This window comes from Sediminibacterium sp., from assembly GCF_019264485.1.
Lineage (GTDB): Bacteria > Bacteroidota > Bacteroidia > Chitinophagales > Chitinophagaceae > Sediminibacterium.
Genome location: NZ_JAHVAA010000012.1, coordinates 217110 through 239129, shown reverse-complemented (window position 1 = coordinate 239129; position 22020 = coordinate 217110). Strand labels below are relative to the sequence as shown.

Sequence of the window (22020 nt, the reverse complement as noted above, 5' to 3'; positions counted from 1 at the left end):
AGGGAACACAGATTATCATGATTGTTATGATCTATCATGATAATCTGTGTTCCATCCTTCACCTAAAAACTTAAGCAATGGGTAATGCTGTATGTTCATATGCATCCAACTGATCGAGATGGAGTATCGTTTTCATCCCATCTTCACTTGGATGATACATCGGCAGAAATTTTGCACCATATACAAATTCTTCGTAGGTATAAGAAGTACGTGAGATCACTGTGTTTGAAAAACTCTCATCAAAACCCTGCACAAATACCAGCATCTCTGCATGTGCATTGGAAAGGTCTTCTTTTGTTAGACCATAAATCGGACTGTCTTCATTGATGATATGTACAAGTGTCCAGTTAGCCGTCATGGTATTGGCTTTGGCAATATCGAGTGGCATGTTGAAAAAACGATTTTTCGTTTGTCCGTCTTCCTGTACCTGCATGGCCAGCGTAACTTTTACTTCCACATTTACCAGGTAATTTCTTGTAAAAGGCACCATTCTGAACATGAGTGCAATTCCTTCTCTGAATGGTGCAACAATGGCATTTCTGCTATACCGTATATAGGCTTTGGGTCTTGAAAAACGGCCCCACATAATACCCGTTGCAATGGCAAAAGTCATTAAGCCTGTTAAGGCTTCCATGGAGGCCGTAAAACTGGCGGCAAACCCCATCGGATTAATACGTCCATAACCCACGGTGGTAAAAGTTTGAGCGCTGAAGAAAAATACTTCCCCGAATAATTCTAATCCCTGTACCTGCAGGAGTCCGCCAAGATGTTCAATGCCAATCAGGTAATAAATACCCGTAAAAATGAGATTGGTTCCCAGAAAATAAACCACCACTACCAGCAGAAATTTCCACATCGACATGGTCAGCAGCGAATGGTAGATATTTAGTCTTTCCCATAAATTCATTCCCATTACTTCCATATTCGGGTTACCGTCTCGGTTAAAAAAACGGCCCCCGCCACTTAGCGTTGTATTGGTTCCCAGTCCGGTTTCATTGTTGATCTGGGCTTTTTTGTTCAGTTTTCTGGTCAGCATAATTTGCGGGCTTATACCCCTAATTTAGGCGAAAAGCTTGTTTGCCGAACGAAGTACACGCAAAACACTCCCACAAGCGTATAAATCTGTATAACCTTGTACCCGGTATCTTCTGTCTTGACCCTTTTCCGTGTATCTTTGCGCACTTATGAAGCAGATCAGGAATTTTTGCATTATTGCGCATATCGACCATGGAAAAAGTACACTGGCAGACCGTTTGCTGGAACATACCAAAACCATTACCGAGCGCGATATGATGGACCAGGTGCTGGATGATATGGACCTGGAGCGGGAGAAAGGTATTACCATTAAGAGTCATGCCATACAGATTAATTATACCCATAAGGGAGAGCAATATGTACTCAACCTCATTGATACACCCGGGCACGTAGACTTCAGCTATGAAGTGAGTCGTGCACTGGCAGCCTGTGAGGGGGCATTATTGCTGGTAGATGCTTCACAGGGTATCCAGGCACAAACCATCAGTAATCTTTACCTGGCCATTGAAAATGATCTCGAAATCATTCCTGTCATCAATAAAATTGATATGGATGGGGCCAAAATTCCGGAAGTAACCGACCAGATTGTAGACCTGATCGGGTGCAAGCAGGAAGATATATTACTGGCCAGCGGAAAATCAGGCATAGGTATTGAAGAAATACTCGAAGCCATTGTTGAACGTATTCCCGCACCCGAAGGCAATACCGAAGCACCATTACAGGCATTGATTTTCGACAGTGTATTCAACAGCTTCCGTGGTATCATTGTCTATTACCGGATACTTAATGGGGTGTTGAAAAAAGGAGACAAGATTCGTTTTGTTGCCTCGGGTAACGATTATTTTGCGGATGAAGTAGGGGTGCTGAAACTAACCATGACACCCAAGAGTGAAGTAAGGGCAGGAGATGTGGGCTATATTATTACCGGTATTAAAAATGCGAAAGAAGTAAAAGTAGGTGATACCATTACCCTGGCCGCCAATCCGGGTGAAATGATCAATGGATTTGAAGAAGTAAAACCGATGGTATTTGCAGGAATATTTCCGGTGAATACGGATGAGTTTGAAGAACTGCGCGACTGTATGGATAAATTACAGTTGAATGACGCCTCACTTACTTTCGAGCTGGAAACCTCTCAGGCACTGGGTTTTGGTTTCCGATGCGGGTTTTTGGGCTTGCTGCACATGGAAATTATCCAGGAAAGACTGGAGCGTGAGTTCAACCAGATGGTGATTACCACGGTACCGAACGTAAGTTTTAATGCCTATACCACACGCGGTGAAAAAATCATTGTAAACAACCCAGCAGAAATGCCGGATACGGTTAAGATCGACCGTATTGAAGAACCTTTTATCAAGGCACAGATTATTACACTCCCTGATTATATCGGTAATATCATGACCCTTTGTCTGGGTAAACGTGGTATCCTCATCAACCAGAGTTATCTCACACCATCACGTGTGGAACTGATTTTTGAAATGCCTTTAACAGAGATCGTATTCGACTTCTATGATAAGCTGAAAAGCTCTACCCGTGGATATGCATCTTTCGATTATAGTCCGATTGGTTATCGCGAAGCAGATATTGTTAAAATGGATATCCTGCTGAACAACGATAAAGTAGATGCTTTGAGTGCATTGATACATCGCAGCCGTGCACAGGATTTTGGCCGCAGGTTATGTGAGAAATTAAAAGAATTATTACCCAAACAGCAATTCCAGATTGCCATACAGGCTGCCATCGGTGCAAAAGTAATTGCCCGTGAAAATATCAGCGCCATGCGTAAAGATGTAACCGCCAAATGTTATGGTGGCGATATCAGCCGTAAGCGTAAACTGCTGGAGAAACAAAAAGAAGGTAAAAAACGAATGCGCCAGATTGGAAACGTAGAAGTACCACAGGAAGCATTTCTGGCAGTGCTGAAACTCGATTAATAACAGATGAATGTCGAATATCGAATATCCAACTTCGAAATTGGATATTCGATATTCTTCTGTTCTACTGTTGTTTCTTCCTCGTCTGATCCGGATTCACTCTTGCATCGGGATTGGCTTCTTTAATATCGGGTTGATGCACCCATCTTCCTCCCAGCCATTTGAAGCCTTCAAATGTTCCGTAAGGAACCAGTGTATGTTTCTTTTTGGTATCACCTTCTTCACTTACCAGATGAGCAAGTACAATCATATCTAGTTCAGGATCGTAATTAAGTTTGGCGTTGGCTTCTTTTTTAAATTCAACACAGAAGCGGAAAGCAGGTTGTTTGGGTTTCAGGTCATCTTCGCGGTAATTAAAATAACGGCCTCCAAAAAGGGGCGCACCATTGGCATCAAAAGTTAATACTTCCATCCATTTTTTGGTACTGCGCGCATCATTTTCATCATAACCAAAAAGGGTATAGTAATTGCGGTTATTGTATTTGGTCTGTATGATATTATAATAAACGGCACCAATCCAGTTCTGTACATTACGAACCGAATCAACAGGCGCTTCCGTGTATTTTGAAACATCGAATAAGGGGAAGAGTTTCAGCGATCCGTCGGCGGTGCGCATTTGAATGGCACCTTTCTGGCGAAAATGGTTCATGTCTTCCATTTGCAACTGCCAGGTAAAAATGCGGAAACTGCTGTCGGGGGCGTATAGTTGAGAGATGCTGGTGAGCGAATCAAAACGGTAGCGAAAGGAATGAGGCGTTCGTAATGCCCTTACCAATCCGCGGATAAAAGCGCTGTCGGCACGAAAACGGGTAATAAAATCATTATCGTTCATGATGGTATAAGCCAGTGGCTTTATTTCATCCTCCATTTGCTGCATATGCATACGGTCGTCCTGTGCGGTAACAGTAGTAAGACCGGCGAGCAATAAAAAGATAAACAGCAATACTCTCATATACTGCAAAATTAAACCAATCAAAACGATGAAAAACATTTTTGTGTTTTTCTTATACAGCAGTAATTGTATGTGCAAATTCAACCAAACTGTTAAATCGGAGATCAATATCAGGGTGAGGAAAGGGTGTTTCGGGATGCGTGGTAGCAAGGTATACCGTATGCATACCCGCATTTCTGCCAAATTTCATATCACTGGGTCGGTTGCCTACCATGATACTTTTAGCTAAATCAATACCCGGAAAATCATGTTGCGCCTGAAAAGCCATACCGGGCTGGGGTTTACGGTTGGGTGAATCATCTGAAAGATCGGAGCAGAAATAAACTTTGTCAATCCGCCCGCCCGCCTTTTCAATCAGTGATAACATATTGCTGTGTATCTCCAGTAAATCCGACAAACCCATTACTCCCTTACCCACACCTTTCTGGTTGGTAACAATGACAATATGTTTGAAACGGCCGGCTAATAATGCAAGTGCCTCAGGAACACCTTCATAAAACCTGAATTCGTTCCAGCTGAGTACATAATCATTATTTTTTTCATGGTTTAATACGCCATCACGATCCAAAAAAAGGGTCCATTGATTATTTACCTGATCCAGTGCTAACATAATATCGTCTTAACCTTTAAAAATAGCTGCTTCCGTGAGTTCGCAAATAATATGTCCCAGCATAATATGACTCTCCTGTATACGTGGAGTATCTGTAGAAGGAATATTCAGTAAAAAATCTGAGTGTTCTTTCATCTTTCCGCCCGAAGCGCCTGTAAAACCTACGGTGGTAATGCCTTTACTGCGCGCGGTTTCAAAAGCTTTTACAATATTGGGTGAGTTGCCCGATGTGCTGATACCGATCAGTACATCTCCTTTTTCCATGGTGCCATCTACGAGGCGACTATAAATATCATCATAACTATAATCATTGGCCACAGCAGTGAGGTAAGAACTGTTGCAATGCAATGCATCAGAAGGTAATGCTCTTCTGTTTTTATAAAAGCGACCCGAAAACTCTGCAGCCAGGTGTTGGGCATCGGCAGCACTGCCGCCATTGCCGCAAAACATTACTTTATGTCCCGATTCAAATGCTTCAACAACAGCATCTGTTATTTGCTGAACGGTTTGTTGTAAGGCTTCATCATTCAATATGCTTTGTTTTACCTGTATGGATGATGCTATGATTTCATGAATTCTTGTTGCCATATACTGTTAGTTTACTTTTTCAACCAACTGCCAGATACAATCTGTAAGACCCTGCCAGTTGTATTTTTTTTTCTCATTACGAAGATGAAACAAAAAATGCGCTTCGCCTAAACTGTATAACTGTTGAATGCCATTGGCAATGGATAGCGGATCGGGTTCGGTAACTATGCCTACCTGTTCATGTGGCACCATCGACGGTAAAGCGCCCACATTGGTAACCAGCATGGGTTTTTCAAAATGATAAGACAGGGGTGTAATACCTGATTGTGTGGCATGGCGGTAGGGCTGTATCACAAAATCTGCCGCACAGAGATAATTACGCACTTCATTATCCGGAATAAAATCTGTTCGCAGAATCAGCAGGTCGCGGATATTCAGTTCATCAATTAAAAGCTGGTATTGTTGCTCATTTTCATAAAACTCTCCGGCAATCAACAGGGTAGGAGCATCCTGTTTTTCTTTTAACACTGCCATGGCCCTGAGTAAAAGATCAAGCCCTTTGTATTGACGGATAAATCCAAAAAAAAGGATCAGTTTTTTGTCGGCAGCAATACCCAATGTTTTTCTGGCATCCGCTTTATCAATCGGTTCCCCAAAATTGTCATATAAAGGATGCACTGTAGCGATGGCAGGCTTCTGTGTAAACTGTTTTAAGTCGTTCAGCACTTTCTCACTCAGGGTAATAAATGCATCTACCGGCTTTATGAAATAGCGGGTAAAAGGCATGTCGCCCATTCTTTTTTCATGCGGAATAACATTGTCTGCAATGCATACAATTTTTGAACGGCGGTTTTTATGAATAATACGCAGTATAGTGCCTAAACATGGACCCATAAAAGGTAACCAGTAACGGACAACTATAAGATCAGCATTTTCTTTTTTGATTTTATTACCAGACCGGATCCAGTTGTATGGATTGATGGAATTGATAATAGACCTGATGGTTAGATCAGCCGGTTTTGGCTCATTGCCATATTGCGATTTACCGGGGAATAAAAACGAAGGGTATTGTAAAGAAAAACTATAAATAATTACTTCATGGCCTTCCTGCATAAATGCCCGGGCCAGTCTTTCATTAAAAGTAGCAATGCCACCGCCTCTGAGTGGCCAGGCAGATCCGATGATGATAATTTTTTTCTTCATGCATCATTCAATCAGTCCAGTCCCGATTTTTCTTCAATGAGGTATACGTTTCTTTCCGAAGCATTGCGGGCCACCAGTTCCGCCACAAAACCTGTGAGGAATAATTGCATACCAATAATCATAGTGGTTAAAGCAATATAAAAACTGGGTCTGTTGGTGAGAGAGAAATCAGTTGAAATAAATTTGGCAATCACCAGTGATATACTGGCTCCCAAACCTACCAGGAAAAACAGGGTACCCAGCAAGCCAAAAAACTGCATGGGTCTTTTACCAAACTTACCTAAGAACATAATAGTAGCCAGATCGAGAAAGCCGTTGACAAAACGCTGCCAGCCAAATTTTGTAACACCGTATTTACGTGCACGGTGTTCTACCACTTTTTCTCCAATCTTTCTGAAACCGCTCCATTTAGCGAGAATAGGTATATAACGATGCATTTCGCCATATACTTCAATACTCTTCACTACTTTTTTTCTGTATGCCTTTAGTCCGCAGTTAAAATCGTGTAAACGGATACCTGAACTTTTCCGCGCAACAGCATTGAATAATTTCGAAGGAATATTTTTAGTGAGTGTGTTATCAAATCTTTTTTTCTTCCAGCCACTCACCATATCATAACCTTCTTCAATGATCATACGGCGAAGTTCAGGTATCTCGTCGGGAGAATCCTGCATATCTGCATCCATGGTAATGATTACATCACCACTGGCTGCTTTAAAACCTTCATTTAATGCGGCTGATTTACCATAATTACGTTGAAACTTGATGCCTTTGAAATTCGAATTCTTTGTTCCAATGGTTTGTATTACTTCCCAACTGGCATCGGTACTGCCGTCATCCACCAGGATCACTTCATAGGAATAGCCATTCTGCTGCATTACAGACTCAATCCATCCGCATAATTCGGGAAGCGACTCGTCTTCATTTAAAAGGGGAACGACTATTGACAGATCCATACTTGAATTTATAATTGATCCTCGAATTTAGGCTCTCTTCTGATAATAAGGCTGATCAATAAAGATTTAACAAAGTTCCATATAAGCGTTACGCCCAGACCAAGGAAAATCTGTTTGAAAGAAGTATGCTGAGGTTCATTTTTTACTTTATCCATTGCATCTTCCATCTGCTGTTCTGATGCACCAAAAGCTTCCATCATTTTTTGTGTTTTCTTCAAACCAATTTCAAACACTTTTGCGGTAAGGTCGGGGTCAACCCAGGCATAGAGAACATAATTACCAATAGCTTCTATAATTGCATAAACCACATAAGCCAGGAAAGTAAATTTGAGTGCTTCAGCAAAAGTCATCAGGTTATCATTTTGCTTGCGAATTTTAATCCCAACTATAATCAGTGTAACAATTACATAGGGAACGAAAACGGCGATACCGGTAATGTTAACAAAAGATTCTGCACTTCCCACAGCCCATGCCGCAAAAGTGATGACCAGAAAAATTAAACCTGTAATGACGCCATAGGTAATGGCAGTTTGATTGAAGTTAGGTTTCATGTATCAGTTGGTTTATGGTTGATGAATTTGACCTTTATGGATAGTGGCCAACACAGCGCCTTTCATGGGTCTGTTCATAAAAGCAGTATTGGCAGATTTGCTTTTCAGGTTTTCTTTTGTCAGCATACTGCCCGCCGATCTTGAAAACAAAGTCAGTTCTGCCTCCGCACCTTCCTGAATATTGGTCTGTGTTAAGCCAAAAATATTACGTGCATTGTTGGATAACAGTGCCACCAATGCCTCATCATTTAAACCGGGAATGGTTTCGTTCAGCACAGCAAATACGGTTTGTAAACCCAGCATACCATAAGCAGCATATTCAAATTCGCAGGTCTTATGATCCCAGTCCTGGGGTATATGGTGCGAAGCAATACAATCTATTACGCCATCCTGTACCGCTTTACGCAAAGCCAGCATATCGGCCCTGGAGCGAAGGGGTGGATTTACTTTCAGGTTGGTATCATATTCTTGCAGATCCTCATCACAGAAAAACAGGTGATAAGGTGTAACACTGCAGGTTACCGCTAATCCCTCCGCTTTAGCGGCCTGTATCAGCAATACACTATTGGCGGTTGAAATACCCGTGAGGTGCAATTTTGAACCGGTATACCTCAGTAAATCAAGGTCTCTTTTAATAAAAAGTTCTTCGGCCAGCGTAGGTAGTCCGGGTAAACCCAGTCTCGTGGAAACAATACCCTCGTTAATGAGTCCGCCTGCACTGATACTTTTATCGATAGGTAATTGAATGAGCACGCCATCAAATGCTTTTACATATTGTAAGGCTTTCAGGAAAAGACCGGGTGACTGAACCGGTTTCAAACCATCGGAGAATGCTACGGCACCGCTGTTGCGCATGTCATACATTTCTGCCAGTGAATTACCTTCCATTTTTTGGGTGATGGCTCCAATAGGGAGGATGCTGGCGGGTAAATGCTGTGACCCCAGCCTGATATATTCTACCTGTGCCTTATTATCTGTAACGGGTTTATTGTCGGCCAGTGCAAATACCTGTGTATAGCCTCCAGCGGCGGCGGCGGCGGCCAGTGTATCGAGGGTTTCTTTGTATTCAAATCCCGGATCGCAGCCATGTGCAAAAATATCCACCCAGCCGGGAGAAACAGTTAAGCCATCAGCACTGATCTCCTGATCGGCCGAACCGTTAATTTTAGCTGCAATTTGCGTAATGATACCATCCTCAATTAAAATATCCCTGACCTGTCTGTTGATTGATGCATTTGTATCGGCGATCTTAGCCTGCCTGATGAGGATCTTCATGTAGCGGGTATAAAATTTTGTGCAATATAACCTGAAATTTTGTTTTACCCCTATATTTGCAGCCCCTTTCGGATGTCTGATGGCAGATGTCAGATGTCTGATTTGGTTTTTGCGGGACGTAGCGCAGCCCGGTAGCGCGTTTGCATGGGGTGCAAGAGGTCGCTGGTTCGAATCCAGTCGTCCCGACCAGAAAAGAGTTCTAAGCAATTAGGGCTCTTTTTTATTAAGGTAATGCATGGGGCATTACCTTACGGCACTAATACGGGCAATTGGGTCAATTTTTCAATTAACTTTATCCGGAATGCAGGATAAAGTTAAGTTATTGTCAACGAGATGATTTACTACATAGGATTAGGGATCAATTTATTTCTTTTATTGATTTTGGTCACCAAGAAAGGCAAAAATCTTGCTGACAATATTCTAGCTATCTGGCTATTCGCTATTGCTGTACATACCATTCTGTATGTAATAAACCTGCAACCTGCCAATATTGATAATATTCACTGGATAATGTCTGTGGGAAGTTGTTTTCCGCTTTTACATGGCCCGTTTCTTTATTTATATACAGCAGCTTCCACCAATCTGCTTCCATCCAATAAAAAGAAATGGTGGCTGCATTTTTTGCCGGCATTGATTACTGTTATTTACCTGATGCCAATATACCTGCTTAGTGCCGAAGAGAAAATGGAGATTTACCTGAATAAAGGGAAAGGGTACGAAACCGCCAATACCATTTTACTTAGCACCATTCATTTGTCGGGATTGGTCTATGTCATCTGGTCATTTATTTTATTGCGAAAGCACAAAAAAAATATAGGAGAACAGTTTTCCTACGAGGAAAGAATTAACCTGAATTGGTTACGGTATTTAATTTATGGACTATTGGTAATCTGGATAATCATCATTGTATTTAAAAAGAATTCGATCATTTTCGGGGCTGGTGTTGTTTTTGTAACCCTTCTCGGATTTCTCGGTATCCGGCAAGTAGGAATATTTGGAAAAAAACAGGTTTTCTTAGCTGGCGATATTGAGCCTAAAACACCACCATTCGCTAAAAAGGAAATAGCCGAACCAGCACCGGAAGAAGAAACAGCAACCAATCTTCAGAAAAAAAAATATGCCAATTCTGGCCTGACCCCTGAAATGGCTGAAGATCTGCACAACAGATTAAAACAGGTAATGGCCGAAGAAAAAAGCTATACAGAGCCCGAATTATCGCTTGTAACCCTGGCGGCCAGGTTAAATGTTCATTCCAATTATCTTTCACAGGTAATTAATGAAAGAGAAAACAAAAACTTTTTTGATTATATTAATACATTGCGGGTAGAAGAATTTAAAAAGTTGATCAGCCTTCCGGCAAACAGCCAGTTCACCATCATGAGCATTGCTTATGAATGTGGGTTCAATTCCAAGTCTTCATTTAACAAGAATTTCAAAAAAGTAACCGGACAGTCGCCTTCTGAATATATGAGTCAGCTTTCGAATCAAAAGGGTTAATCATGAATGTAACGGAAGGTTTACTTAAAAGCATTGGTCATTTTACAGCCGAGGAAGTGGTACTGTTTACTGAAAAAGCAGTCAGCCGAAATTTTAAAAAGAATGAAATACTCCTGAATGAAGGGGATGTTTGCAAATCGGCTTTTTATATTGTTTCAGGTGAAGCATACCAATTTTCGTATGATGATATTGACGAAAATATTATAGACCTGCATATGAAGGATGACTGGTGCCTGAATCATTCAAGTTTTGTTACCCAAAAACCTTCCACAGTAACGATCAAAGCATATTCTGAACTAACAGTTGTAGAATTATCGCTCATGTCAGTACATGAATTGATTGCGCTATCACCCTCATTTTTTCAGTTGGGTAAAGTGCTGGAACAAACCGTATCAAGGGTTCGCTATTTCGATCATGCCAATACAGCTGAGGAGAAACATAGTCAGCTCTTTTCTTCAAGACCCCAACTCTTTCAGCAGTTTCCGCTAAAAATGATTGCCTCTTACCTGAAGATTGCACCTGAAACACTTAGCCGTATAAGGGGTAAAAAATAGGTTTTAACGTGTTGTGTTATTTGCTATTTATATATTTAAGAAATAAAGAGGCGCATTAAAACTGCCGAGTATGAGCCAGTTAAAATGAATCATTTTTAATCAGTCCCTGTGGACGGGCCTCATTGGGGTCGGTGTCAAGCGCAGCGAAGACAGATCAGATCATGCGCAGCAGATCTGATCAGAGGCCAATGCAGCCCGGTAGCAGGGACGAGGCCATTCGGCCCAGGAGCAATAATGAGTTTTGAATCGTAGGGGTGATTGATTTTAATAGCATACCACCTTAGGTTTTATTTATTGACATTCGTCAAGTGATGCTTTAAGGTTCCAGTCTAATCTTTGCTTTTCAAGAAAAAAATAATGGAAAAGCAATTTAAAAAAGCATCAGGTATCAGTTTATTAACAGGCGCAGTCCTGGCAACCCTTACGATGGCAATACACCCGGTAGGGGGGAGTCTTGCAGAGATAGCCGGTAAAAAAGAGATATTTATCGTTTCACACATTTTAGCGCTTATCAGTATTCCTTTTATCGCTTTTGGCTTTTGGGGCTTGGCAACTGCTTTGGCAACAAAGAGCCGAATATCCTTTCTGGCATTTTCTGTTACTTGTTTTGGACTTATAGCGGTAATGATTGCCGGTACTGTCAATGGCTTTGTATTACCCATGTTTGCATCAAACTACTCCGGTAGTACGGTTGATGGGGCTGTTTTACATGCAATACGCAACTATGGATGGCTTATAGGTACATCTATGGACTATATTTTTATTATAGCACTTTCTCTTGCTATTGTAATCTGGTCTCTTATTATAACAGCTACAGGTGAACTTTCGAAATGGCTGGGCTATTATGGTTTGCTGATTGTAGTGGTTACCATGCTTGGGCTTCTTATGAAGTTTAATTTCACCTCTGCATTAGGTTTCGGTCTTTTTATTTTCAGCCTTGTAAGCTGGAAAATTATAGCTGCTATTCTTTTAATTAGTACTCCCTCAAAAAATACAAGTTTATGAATGAAACTGAAGTAGGCCAGTACTGGAACAGGAATGCGCCTGTATGGACCAATTTGGTAAGGGCAGGATACGATGTGTACAGGGATTATTTAAATACACCTGCCTTCTTCGCCACACTGCCGGATATAAAGAACAAAGAAGGAATCGATATTGGATGTGGGGAGGGCTATAATACAAGGCTATTGGCAGACCGGGGAGCGATACTGCAGGCAATTGATATTGCGCCTGCCTTCATCGAAAGTGCCGAAGTGATTGAGCGAGAATTTCCTTTAGGTATACACTATGCAGTTGCAAGCGCCACCCAATTACCCTTTCAAAACGAGCGCTTCGATTTTGCTGTATCTTTTATGTGCCTCATGGATTTACCTGAACCCGAAAAAGCAATACAGGAAGCATACAGGGTTTTAAAACCAGGCAGCTTTTTCCAATTCTCTATCGAACATCCCTGTTTTAAACCTCCTTATTTAAAAAAGTTACGTAATACCGAGGGGAAAACCTATGCAGTAGCCGTGGGTGAATATTTTTCAGGTAATGACGGCGAAATTGAGGAGTGGATATTTAGGAATACTCCACCACAAATAAAAGAACAGACACCACAGTTTCAAGTGCCCCGTTTTCATCGGACTTTGACTTTCTGGATGAATGCTGTTATCAATGCCGGCTTTTCAATAGAGGAGATCAATGAACCCTGTCCATCTGATGAACATATCAGAGAGAAGCCATCCTTGCAAAGTGCAGCGGTTGTAGGTTATTTTCTTCACATCAGGTGCCGGAAACCATAGAAGCCGGGGATAGTTCAATCAATTGGTCATATGCTGCCAATACAATAATGCATCGATTAGTTAGCGCGTTGCAATTAGAAATCTCTCACATGCGGGGATCATCCTGTAAGGTAGGTAATCCTTGTACATTAAATCTCGTAAACTGCTGATTTTCAATAGCCATTTGCTTGGTCTCTTATTGCAGGGCAGGTCTTGTAAGCCAGTAACTGTAATGATTTTTACTGCGGATTGTAAACATCATTATTAAATAAATGATGGAGCAAACACTTGCGTTGCTCCATCAAATTTAAACCAGTGAATAACTAAATGAAGCAAATTATTACAACTATGCTGATGGTCTGCCTTTCAGTGGCAGCTAAGGCACAAATGAATGACACAAGGTTAGCGGGTATGGACAGCATGATCAACCGGATTTTAAAAGAATGGAATGTGCCGGGTATTTCCATTTCGGTAGTTGAAAAGAATAAAATTCTGATGGCAAAGGGCTATGGTGTAAGAGACCATGAGCATCAAAAGCCTGTTACAGAAAATACCCGTTTCGCCATAGGTAGCTGTACCAAAGCTTTTACAGCATCCCTGGTTGGTTACCTGATGAAGGATGTTAACCTCGATATGGATGCACCCATCAACCAATATTTCCCTGAATTAAAATTTTATAACAGCGATCTCACTGCTCATGTAACAGTAAGGGATATGCTTTGTCACCGCACAGGTTTGCCCAGACATGATTATGCCTGGTACAGTGGCGCTATGGGTAACAGGGATAGTATGGTTCGTTTGATACGTTATCTGGAACCGAGTGCCCCGCTCAGGCAAACTTTTCAGTACAATAACTTAAACTATGTTGCCATAGCACGATTGCTGGAAAATACTTATCAAAAAAAATGGGAGCAACTCATTGAAGAAAAATTCTTTTCGCCACTGGCTATGAAGAGTTCATCAACCGGTCAGTTGTCAAACACGCCCGATTATGCTTACGGATACGTAAGTAAAAATGGTAAACTGCAAAAGTTAGATTTTCTTCCAGGCACTTTGAACGGCATAGCACCGGCAGGAGGAATAGTATCAACAGCAAAAGATATGGCCAACTGGCTGTTGATGTGGACAAACCAGGGGAAATTTGAGGGCAAAGAAATCATTAGCCCTGATTTTTATAAACAGGCTATAAGCTCACAAATGATTGTGTCCGCCAATTTGCCATCCAAACAAATGACGGATTATTACTTCTTCAATTATGGTCTGGGTTGGTATACCGCTAATTACAGAGGACATTATGGCGTTGGACATGGTGGTAATATTAACGGTTTTAGTTCTTTTGCTTCTTTTTTCCCAACCGACAGCCTTGGGATATTTATATCCGTAAATCAGAATAATTCAGAAGTACCGCGTATTCTCCACAACATCATTGCCGACAGGATGATTGGGGCGAGCTACAGAGACTGGAATGGCATGCTTAAAATGCAGGCAAATAACCAGCCAGTAAATGCAGATAACAATGGTACAATAATACAACCTTCTCATGCATTCGCTGATTTCAGTGGCACTTATAAAAATGAGGCCTATGGCACAATTGTTATAAAAGACAATAACGATGGATTAACAGGAACATTTAACCGGTGGAATTTGAGGATTAAACATGTTCAGTATAACTATTTCAAATTCACAATCGATGAAACGGTGTTTGATGGCAGCGAAGCCGTGAATGGTGAATTTACTGTTGCGGTTGATGGCTCTATTGTTTCATTGAAAATACCTTTTGAAAGCAGTATAAAAGATATAGCGTTTAAAAAGCAGGTATCGACTAGTCAGATTATCAAGGGTGATCCAAGGCAATATTGCGGAGACTATGACTTTAATGGCACAATTGCCAAAATATATCTCACTGATGGAAATATGCTCAAAGTTGCAGTGCCCGGCCAGACAGATTATGATTTGCTACCCATAAAGCTGGATGAGTTTGCTGTAAAAGGGGCAAAAGGAGTGAGTATAAAGTTTGAAAGAGATGAAAAAGGAAATATTCCCGCCTGTGTATTTATACAACCCAATGGAACATTTCGGGTGAAAAGAATTGGCAGTAGTAAAGAGGAAGAAGCTGCTGTGATTAATAAAGAGCATAAGCAAACTATTGCTAACAATGATTTTACAAAGTATACTGGTGAGTATAACCTTGGTGGCCAAATTGTAAAAGTGTATCTGAAAGGAGCTGCACTTATGTCGAAAACACCCGGACAGCCTGAATACACACTTATAGCTGGTAATAAAGATGAGTTTACCATTGAAGGCGTTAGTGGGTATAGTGTAAAGTTTGAAGCAAATGAAAAAGCAGAAGTAATCGCTTTTATACTTATTCAGCCAAATGGTAGTATAAAAGCTGTAAAAAAATAAATTTCAGATCCTCCTGCAGGATAAATCAGTATAGCACTATACCGATAGAACAAACAACCTCTGTGTTGCAACAATTGTACAATTAAATATTAACCTGAAAACAAATACAATGAGCAGAACGAAATCGCTAAAAATGAAAACCATTTATTCGCTTTTTACATTCCTTGTAATTCTTTCTTCATGTAAGAAAGGAGAGCCTTCACAAAACTGTAGCCCATCCATCACTACACTTTCCGGAACCTATAAAATTGTGTCGCTAAAGTATAAGGCAGCAGCATCGGCGCAAGAAATAGATTATCTGTCTTTTTTAGATGACTGCGAAAAAGATGATCAGGTAAAATTAAATTCAAACAAAACCTATAATAATATTGATGCGGGCGTTTCTTGTAATCCATCAACAAATAATGAAGGCACCTGGAACCTGGTTGGTAATAAAATAGAAAGTGATGGACAAATACAGGGTGAAATTCAAAGCTTCGATTGCAGCACTTTGGTGGTGTTTTCTAAAGATGCGGTTATGCCTGGTGATAAACTCACATTTACTTTTAAGAAATTATAATCCGGCCGGTAATTAAAACCTTTACTGCTGTATTAACTATTGCTGTTTGGTATGTGTTAGTCTGGCCGTAGAAATTAACTTAAGTTAATTTCTACAGATACGTAATATGCTATAATTGCATTGAAGCAAAGTGTCGATACGTCTGACAGTCCAGTACAATCAAAGCCCTGTGACTGGCAGTGCATGACTTTGGCATGAGTAATTTAATGTTATTACGAATCTTTTATTGATATGAACAGATCTGTTTTATACCCAATATTGCTCTGTTTTACCGTGAGCAGATGTCTTTCACAAGAACTGCTGTTGCCAGGTGGAAATAGTTTTGATAAGAAATGGCTGAAAAACGCCAACTATGAAATGACCTGTTTTGCAGTCAGTGGTAAACAAATGGTGCCGGTAAGTTCTTTTACTGTTAAAGTGAATGCCAATACAAAAACGATTGGAATATATACTGTATTAACCATGCTGAGTAATAATGAACAATGGATCGATACGAGTATTGCCGATGCCAATAGTTTAAAACCATTGTACCGCTCATCTGTTAATCCCAACCGAACACTGGAACTGAAATATGATAAAGCAATAACCGGGTATTATTTTGATAAACAGGCAAAAAAGAAACATGTTATAAATGAAGCCTCAAAAGAACCCTTTTTCGACAGTTATTTCTATCCCTATCTTCTCGGGTCTCTTCCGCTTAATTCCGGTTACAGAACCACGATGAAAGTATATGATTACAAACCGGCTAACAGTAGCAACATCAAGACAACAAGGGTAGAAGAAGTAAGAACCAATATGTACACCAGCGAAATGACCGGTGAACATAGTGTATGGCAGGTAAGTGTATTTGAAGAAGCTACAGGCGAAAAATATGAGTATTATATTGATAAAGACAGCCGGAGATTATGGAAAATTGAAATACAGGCTGCCAATGGTCAGCGTTTTCTACTGCTGGATAAGGAGCTTGATTACAATCCTTTTACCACAACATTCAACAAAGAAGAAACACTAAGTCTTATCAAGGATGGAACTGCAACTATTGAAGGCGTGGCATTTGCAAGAGATAATGAAAATGAAGGTGTGTTGAAAGGAATGGCCATACTCAATATCAATAAAAAGCAGTATGCCAAAATGGGTACGTCTGTTGTGCTGATACCCTATACTCCCTACTTTAAAGAATGGGTATCGCTCAATGAAAAATTCAGGAAAAAGGGAAGATCATTGCCATTATCAAAAGAAGCGGCCGCCTGCATTAAAACAACCACCGTATATGATAACGACGGGCATTTTGAATTTACCAACCTGAAGCCCGGTGAGTATTTACTCTATACAGAGTTCGGTTATGTGCATACCACCACCAAAACAGAAGTAGTAGGTTATACTGATACCTATATTAATGGCATGTTTCAGGGCTCTTCTGCGAATACGGAAACTTACAAATATGGCACCAATGCGGTAGCGGGGGTGAAGAAAATAATCACCATAAAAAAAGTGGGTGAAAAGCTGGCTGTAAAACTGAAAAAAACGCTGTAAGTATACACTGTACGGAGGAATTGTCTGGAAACAACATATCGATATTTTTATCCAGATAAGATCAACTCAGGTTGAAAAAATGATCTTAGTGCCGCTCATTTTTATTCCTGCCTGTTAATATCGTGTAAGTATTAGTTAAAATAGACTTACTGTCAACTCCCCGAATCTTTATAGTTTTATAGTTAATTGTCAAACAAACAATTATCCACCTGGATATATTGTTTTCTCAGGGTTTTGATGAAAACGATTTAACTATGAAAATGTACAAAGTTTGCCTGCGTATCATCTTATTTATTGCAGTATTAACCCAGGGTGTTTTTACCGCCCGTGCTCAAAACGGCGATCAGATTCTGGATGGTATTGGTGAAACGGGATTGATTGCCCGTTACCTCTTTAGTGGAGATGCCCGCGATTGGTCGCGGAATAATTTACATGGCAAATTACAGGGCACTGAAGCCAAATTTGTTGCCGATAACCGTTTCGGCACGGTATTGTCTCTTTCCGGCGAAGCCAATTCTTATGTTACACTGCCCGGTGAGGCTTTAACGGATCTTGAATCACTTAGTATTTCAGGATGGATATTCCTTCGTTCGAAACAACCCGGTCAACGCTTTTTCGATTTCGGAAGAGATGCTGCTAAACATTTTTACGCAGCACCGGCAGGTATAAGCGGACAGGAAGGTTACCAGGCTTTGATAACAGCAGACCCGGCAACTAAAAAAGGAGCTGTGGCGCCAGTTATTGAAACCGACAGATGGGTTCACCTGACAATTGTGGTTGATATACCTTCTAAAACACTGATTACTTATGTAGATGGTAAAGCAGTGGGTGAATCAAAAGAAATTCCAAAAGAACTGACTGATGTTTTTGGTCAGCAGGCGGCAGATAAAAAATTATATATCGGTAAATCATTGATTCCCGGTGATCCTAATTTGAATGCACTGGTACGCGATTTCCGTATTTATCGTGTTCCATTAAATCCTACACAGATTGGCAGTGTATTTAATAATTCACGCAGAGGTATTAATCAGGGTGGTGTAAACCAGCGCAGGGTAGAAGAAGACCTTCCCAAATTTGCTGCAACAGACCCTCAACTGTACACGGCCTATTTAACAAGTGTAGCAGATGTAAAAGTGGAAACAGAAGCCGGATCTTTACCAAGATTACCCAGTTATACAACCGGTACTTACAAAGATGGTGTGAAAGGACCAAAAGTACGTGTGGTATGGCCGGCCGATGTAGATAATAATGCAGTATTGAAAACCGGTACTTACACCATTAACGGACGTGTTGCCGGAACCAGTTTTCAACCCAAAGCCATTGTTACGGTTAAGGCTCCGGCTAAAGCAACAGCACCTGTTTCGAAATTGCAGGCTTTTGACCTGAAACAGGTTTCATTGCAAAACGATCCGCATGGACATAAATCGAAATTTGTAGAGAACCGCGATAAGTTTGTGTTGACATTGGCTAAAACCGATCCCAATTCATTCCTTTATATGTTCCGCCATGCATTTGGTCAGAAACAACCCGAAGGCGCAAAAGCCCTGGGTGTATGGGATAGCCGCGATACCAAATTAAGAGGTCATGCAACCGGTCACTATCTTACTGCCATTGCACAGGCTTATGCAGGTACTGGATATGATAAAACACTTCAAGACAATTTCGCGCAAAAGATGGACTATATGGTGAATACACTGTATGACTTATCTCAGTTATCTGGAAAACCAAAAACAGCAGGTGGACCCAGTGTAGCTGATCCAACACTTGTGCCTGTTGGCCCGGGTAAAAAAGATTATGATTCAGATTTGAGTGATACCGCCATTCGTAACGATTACTGGAACTGGGGTAAGGGCTTTATCAGTGCTTATCCGCCCGATCAGTTTATCATGCTGGAAAAAGGTGCCAAATATGGTGGACAGAAAACACAGGTATGGGCACCTTATTATACACTGCATAAAATTCTCGCCGGCTTAACAGATGTGTATGAAGTAAGTGGTAATAAGAAAGCATTGGAGATTGCATCAAACATGGGAGAATGGGTATATGCGCGTTTGAGTAAAGTACCCACTGATACGCTCATTAAAATGTGGAACACTTATATCGCGGGTGAGTTTGGTGGTATGAATGAATCGATGGCGCGTTTGTATCGTATTACCGGATCGCCCAATCATTTAAAAACGGCGCAGTTGTTTGATAATATCAGGGTATTCTTTGGCGATACAAAACATTCACACGGCCTCGCAAAAAATGTAGATCTGTTCCGTGGCTTGCATGCCAACCAGCATATACCACAGGTGGTGGGTAGTGTAGAAACTTATCTCGCCACCAACAATCCAGAATATTACCGGATAGCCGATAATTTCTGGTACAAAATGGTGAATGATTATATGTACAGTATCGGAGGTGTTGCAGGTGCTCGTAATCCGGCCAATGCAGAATGTTTTATTGCGCAGCCCGGAACCATCTATGAAAATGGTTTTGCCGCTGGCGGACAAAATGAAACCTGTGCCACTTACAATATGCTGAAACTAACAGGTAACCTCTTCCTCTTCGATCAGAAAGGTGAGTATATGGATTATTATGAGCGTAGTTTATACAACCATATCCTTGCATCGGTAGCAGAGAATACGCCAGCCAATACTTATCATGTGCCGTTGAAGCCGGGTTCCATTAAACAGTTTGGTAATCCGAATATGACAGGCTTCACCTGTTGTAATGGTACAGCCATTGAAAGCAGTACCAAACTGCAGAACTCTATTTACTTCAAGAGTAAAGATGATAAAGCACTGTATGTAAATCTTTATGTACCATCTACACTCGAATGGACAGAACGTAAGGTAACAATAGAACAAACCACGAGTTTCCCTAACGAGGATCAGACAAAATTAACAGTGAAAGGAAGCGGAAAATTTGATGTGAATGTACGTGTGCCAGGATGGGCTACCGGTGGTTTTTTTGTAAAGATCAATGGTAAGGAACAGAAACTGCAGGCCAAACCGGGCAGTTACCTGAAAATAAGCCGTAGCTGGAAAAATGGTGATGTAATTGAATTGAAAATGCCTTTCCAGTTTCACCTCGATCCGGTAATGGATCAGCAGAATATTGCCAGCTTGTTTTATGGCCCCATCTTACTGGCAGCACAGGAATCTGAAGCAAGAAAAGAATGGAGGAAAATAACACTGGATGCCAATGATATCAGCAAATCAATCACCGGAGATCCTAAATCTTTACAGTTTAAGATTGATGATGTGGTGTTCAAACCATTTTATGAAACTTATGGCAGACATTCCGTTTACTTAGATGTGAAACTCAAGTAACAACAGGGATGAGTTAGGATGAATTTTTAAAGAAGACTGAGTAATCAGTCTTCTTTTTTATAGGTGAGCATAGATGGAACACGGATTATCATGATTTTTATGATGTGTCATGATAAATCATAACAATCATGACAATCTGTGTTCTATACTTCTTCTACTCTTGGTAAGTTGATAAAACAAGGGCAGTAGATAGAAGAACGATATTGAAGAGAGCAAAACCTCTTGGTACCTGAGCCTTTTTCAATTACTCAGAATTCGGGGTATTTGAAATTGGGTGATTGATGATCTCTCATGTTTCCGATTAAACCCCTCGAATTCGAAGGGTTTAAAATGTTTCCCGACATGCCAGAGTTGTTTCGTTTTGAGCAACAACTAATAATACTAGGAGGTATGCGTGGTTGCAAATTAATTATTAGCACGCCTCTGTGTAAAACGCCGAGTTCTCCCAAGGAGTCCTATAGACCTTCGTGCCTCAGGAAACTTCGGCGAAGAACTTTTAATTGAGAAGGCATAACTGAGAAGAAATACTTATAAAGTTATCTTCCTCCAACAATTTTCAACACAATCCGTTTGTAATAAATTCTTTCCCTACTTTTATACTGTCTTCTCCTTGCTTTATGGTCGATTATGCTTCATATGATAACCAGTTGTTACTCAACCTGCTTTCCCAAAGCGATGAGCAGGCTTTTATGACCATTTACCATCGTTTCTGGCAGAAGATATTCACTATTGCCCATAACCGTTTACAGGATAGCCAGGAAGCTGAAGATATTGTTCACGACGTTTTCCTCAGCCTCTGGAAAAACCGCCAGACCCAGCAGATAGATCAACTCGAAAACTATCTGGCCGTAGCCACCAAATACAAGGTACTGGCCCGTATTAAAAGCAAAGTACGCGAAAGACAATACCGCGATTCGGCCGATACCGGCATGGTGGTAGAAATGCCCATAGAAAACAGTCTACACTATAAACGCATACTCCTGCTGGTTAAAACAGAAGTGGAGAAACTGCCCGAAAAATGCCGCATCATCTTCCAATACAGCCGAAACGATGGCATGTCGGTAAAACAAATCGCCAAAGTGATGCACATATCCCCCAAAACGGTCGAAAACCAGTTGAATAAAGCCCTGCGGCAGTTGCGAACCGCTGTACGAACTTTTTTGCCGTTGCTGTTAGTAATATTACTCGGGTTTTAAAACAGAAGAACAGAGAAACAGAGGAACAGAGAAATATCCAAATAGGATAATTTCTATGGTCTAACTGCTTCTTCCCTTGAACATTCGTCTGTTCCTCTGTTTCTCTGTTCTTCTGTTTTTTTCTTTTTCCATAGGTGCAACCGCCCTG

Annotated in this window: 18 protein-coding genes and 1 tRNA gene; 11 read left to right on the top strand and 8 right to left on the bottom strand. The window is 40.9% G+C overall.

What is annotated here, in order from left to right:
- Positions 1–70: 70 nt before the first annotated feature.
- A complete protein-coding gene (locus KXJ59_RS10685; RefSeq protein ID WP_295204427.1) occupies positions 71–1036 on the bottom strand; it encodes an ion channel in 966 nt (321 codons plus the stop codon).
- 148 nt (positions 1037–1184) lie between these two features.
- Here KXJ59_RS10685 and lepA point away from each other — a divergent pair, with 148 nt between their 5' ends.
- Complete coding sequence (gene lepA / locus KXJ59_RS10680; RefSeq protein ID WP_295204425.1) at positions 1185–2969, top strand: translation elongation factor 4; 1785 nt, start codon at positions 1185–1187, stop codon at positions 2967–2969.
- Positions 2970–3033: 64 nt separating this feature from the next.
- Here lepA and KXJ59_RS10675 read toward each other — a convergent pair whose 3' ends face one another.
- Genes KXJ59_RS10675 through KXJ59_RS10645 form a run of 7 tightly spaced genes read right to left on the bottom strand, consistent with a single transcriptional unit; the run spans position 3034 to position 9044 of the window.
- The gene (locus KXJ59_RS10675; RefSeq protein WP_295204417.1) at positions 3034–3921 is read right to left on the bottom strand and encodes a hypothetical protein; all 888 of its coding nucleotides are present in this window, start codon (positions 3919–3921) and stop codon (positions 3034–3036) included.
- A gap of 52 nt (positions 3922–3973) precedes the next feature.
- Complete coding sequence (locus KXJ59_RS10670) at positions 3974–4531, bottom strand: HAD family hydrolase (RefSeq protein ID WP_295204414.1); 558 nt, start codon at positions 4529–4531, stop codon at positions 3974–3976.
- Positions 4532–4540: 9 nt separating this feature from the next.
- Positions 4541–5119 (bottom strand): D-sedoheptulose 7-phosphate isomerase, encoded by a 579-nt coding sequence (locus tag KXJ59_RS10665; RefSeq protein ID WP_295204411.1) that lies wholly within the window; start codon positions 5117–5119, stop codon positions 4541–4543.
- Positions 5120–5125: 6 nt separating this feature from the next.
- Positions 5126–6262 carry a glycosyltransferase gene (locus KXJ59_RS10660; RefSeq protein WP_295204408.1) on the bottom strand — a complete coding sequence of 379 codons (1137 nt, stop codon included), beginning with the start codon at positions 6260–6262 and terminating at the stop codon, positions 5126–5128.
- A gap of 11 nt (positions 6263–6273) precedes the next feature.
- Positions 6274–7218 (bottom strand): glycosyltransferase family 2 protein, encoded by a 945-nt coding sequence (locus tag KXJ59_RS10655; protein WP_295204405.1) that lies wholly within the window; start codon positions 7216–7218, stop codon positions 6274–6276.
- Positions 7219–7226: 8 nt separating this feature from the next.
- Entirely contained in the window at positions 7227–7769 is a 543-nt protein-coding gene (locus KXJ59_RS10650) for a DUF4199 domain-containing protein (protein ID WP_295204397.1), read from the bottom strand.
- A gap of 12 nt (positions 7770–7781) precedes the next feature.
- Positions 7782–9044 carry a dihydroorotase gene (locus KXJ59_RS10645; RefSeq protein ID WP_295204395.1) on the bottom strand — a complete coding sequence of 421 codons (1263 nt, stop codon included), beginning with the start codon at positions 9042–9044 and terminating at the stop codon, positions 7782–7784.
- A 112-nt stretch (positions 9045–9156) separates the two neighbouring features.
- On the opposite strand from KXJ59_RS10645, the gene KXJ59_RS10640 reads away from it, so the two are divergent.
- From KXJ59_RS10640 to KXJ59_RS10595, 10 genes are all read left to right on the top strand, one after another.
- Positions 9157–9233 (top strand) — tRNA-Pro (locus KXJ59_RS10640).
- A 144-nt stretch (positions 9234–9377) separates the two neighbouring features.
- A complete protein-coding gene (locus KXJ59_RS10635; protein ID WP_295204392.1) occupies positions 9378–10541 on the top strand; it encodes an AraC family transcriptional regulator in 1164 nt (387 codons plus the stop codon).
- 2 nt (positions 10542–10543) lie between these two features.
- Complete coding sequence (locus KXJ59_RS10630; RefSeq protein ID WP_295204389.1) at positions 10544–11095, top strand: Crp/Fnr family transcriptional regulator; 552 nt, start codon at positions 10544–10546, stop codon at positions 11093–11095.
- Positions 11096–11452: 357 nt separating this feature from the next.
- Complete coding sequence (locus KXJ59_RS10625) at positions 11453–12100, top strand: hypothetical protein (protein WP_295204387.1); 648 nt, start codon at positions 11453–11455, stop codon at positions 12098–12100.
- Positions 12097–12882, top strand: coding sequence for a class I SAM-dependent methyltransferase (locus tag KXJ59_RS10620; protein WP_295204384.1), 786 nt, complete (start codon positions 12097–12099; stop codon positions 12880–12882). The genes KXJ59_RS10625 and KXJ59_RS10620 overlap by 4 nt, the downstream gene beginning before the upstream one ends.
- Before the next feature lie 306 nt (positions 12883–13188).
- Positions 13189–15267: a serine hydrolase gene (locus KXJ59_RS10615; RefSeq protein WP_295204383.1), complete on the top strand. Its 2079-nt coding sequence runs from the start codon at positions 13189–13191 to the stop codon at positions 15265–15267.
- A gap of 109 nt (positions 15268–15376) precedes the next feature.
- On the top strand, positions 15377–15826 hold the full coding sequence (locus KXJ59_RS10610) for a lipocalin family protein (RefSeq protein ID WP_295204380.1): 450 nt from the start codon (positions 15377–15379) through the stop codon (positions 15824–15826).
- Between the two features lie 231 nt (positions 15827–16057).
- Positions 16058–17359, top strand: coding sequence for a hypothetical protein (locus KXJ59_RS10605; RefSeq protein ID WP_295204378.1), 1302 nt, complete (start codon positions 16058–16060; stop codon positions 17357–17359).
- Between the two features lie 254 nt (positions 17360–17613).
- Positions 17614–20676, top strand: a complete 3063-nt coding sequence (locus KXJ59_RS10600) for a beta-L-arabinofuranosidase domain-containing protein (protein ID WP_295204377.1) — start codon at positions 17614–17616, stop codon at positions 20674–20676.
- A 617-nt stretch (positions 20677–21293) separates the two neighbouring features.
- Positions 21294–21872 (top strand): RNA polymerase sigma-70 factor, encoded by a 579-nt coding sequence (locus KXJ59_RS10595; RefSeq protein ID WP_295204370.1) that lies wholly within the window; start codon positions 21294–21296, stop codon positions 21870–21872.
- Positions 21873–22020 lie beyond the last annotated feature (148 nt).

Excerpts from the sequence above, each read along its gene's own strand:
- KXJ59_RS10685 (WP_295204427.1), bottom strand. The coding sequence starts at position 1,036 with ATGCTGACCAGAAAACTGAACAAAAAAGCCCAGATCAACAATGAAACC.
- lepA (WP_295204425.1), top strand. The coding sequence starts at position 1,185 with ATGAAGCAGATCAGGAATTTTTGCATTATTGCGCATATCGACCATGGA.
- KXJ59_RS10675 (WP_295204417.1), bottom strand. The coding sequence starts at position 3,921 with ATGAGAGTATTGCTGTTTATCTTTTTATTGCTCGCCGGTCTTACTACT.
- KXJ59_RS10670 (WP_295204414.1), bottom strand. The coding sequence starts at position 4,531 with ATGTTAGCACTGGATCAGGTAAATAATCAATGGACCCTTTTTTTGGAT.
- KXJ59_RS10665 (WP_295204411.1), bottom strand. The coding sequence starts at position 5,119 with ATGGCAACAAGAATTCATGAAATCATAGCATCATCCATACAGGTAAAA.
- KXJ59_RS10660 (WP_295204408.1), bottom strand. The coding sequence starts at position 6,262 with ATGAAGAAAAAAATTATCATCATCGGATCTGCCTGGCCACTCAGAGGC.
- KXJ59_RS10655 (WP_295204405.1), bottom strand. The coding sequence starts at position 7,218 with ATGGATCTGTCAATAGTCGTTCCCCTTTTAAATGAAGACGAGTCGCTT.
- KXJ59_RS10650 (WP_295204397.1), bottom strand. The coding sequence starts at position 7,769 with ATGAAACCTAACTTCAATCAAACTGCCATTACCTATGGCGTCATTACA.
- KXJ59_RS10645 (WP_295204395.1), bottom strand. The coding sequence starts at position 9,044 with ATGAAGATCCTCATCAGGCAGGCTAAGATCGCCGATACAAATGCATCA.
- KXJ59_RS10635 (WP_295204392.1), top strand. The coding sequence starts at position 9,378 with ATGATTTACTACATAGGATTAGGGATCAATTTATTTCTTTTATTGATT.
- KXJ59_RS10630 (WP_295204389.1), top strand. The coding sequence starts at position 10,544 with ATGAATGTAACGGAAGGTTTACTTAAAAGCATTGGTCATTTTACAGCC.
- KXJ59_RS10625 (WP_295204387.1), top strand. The coding sequence starts at position 11,453 with ATGGAAAAGCAATTTAAAAAAGCATCAGGTATCAGTTTATTAACAGGC.
- KXJ59_RS10620 (WP_295204384.1), top strand. The coding sequence starts at position 12,097 with ATGAATGAAACTGAAGTAGGCCAGTACTGGAACAGGAATGCGCCTGTA.
- KXJ59_RS10615 (WP_295204383.1), top strand. The coding sequence starts at position 13,189 with ATGAAGCAAATTATTACAACTATGCTGATGGTCTGCCTTTCAGTGGCA.
- KXJ59_RS10610 (WP_295204380.1), top strand. The coding sequence starts at position 15,377 with ATGAGCAGAACGAAATCGCTAAAAATGAAAACCATTTATTCGCTTTTT.
- KXJ59_RS10605 (WP_295204378.1), top strand. The coding sequence starts at position 16,058 with ATGAACAGATCTGTTTTATACCCAATATTGCTCTGTTTTACCGTGAGC.
- KXJ59_RS10600 (WP_295204377.1), top strand. The coding sequence starts at position 17,614 with ATGAAAATGTACAAAGTTTGCCTGCGTATCATCTTATTTATTGCAGTA.
- KXJ59_RS10595 (WP_295204370.1), top strand. The coding sequence starts at position 21,294 with ATGGTCGATTATGCTTCATATGATAACCAGTTGTTACTCAACCTGCTT.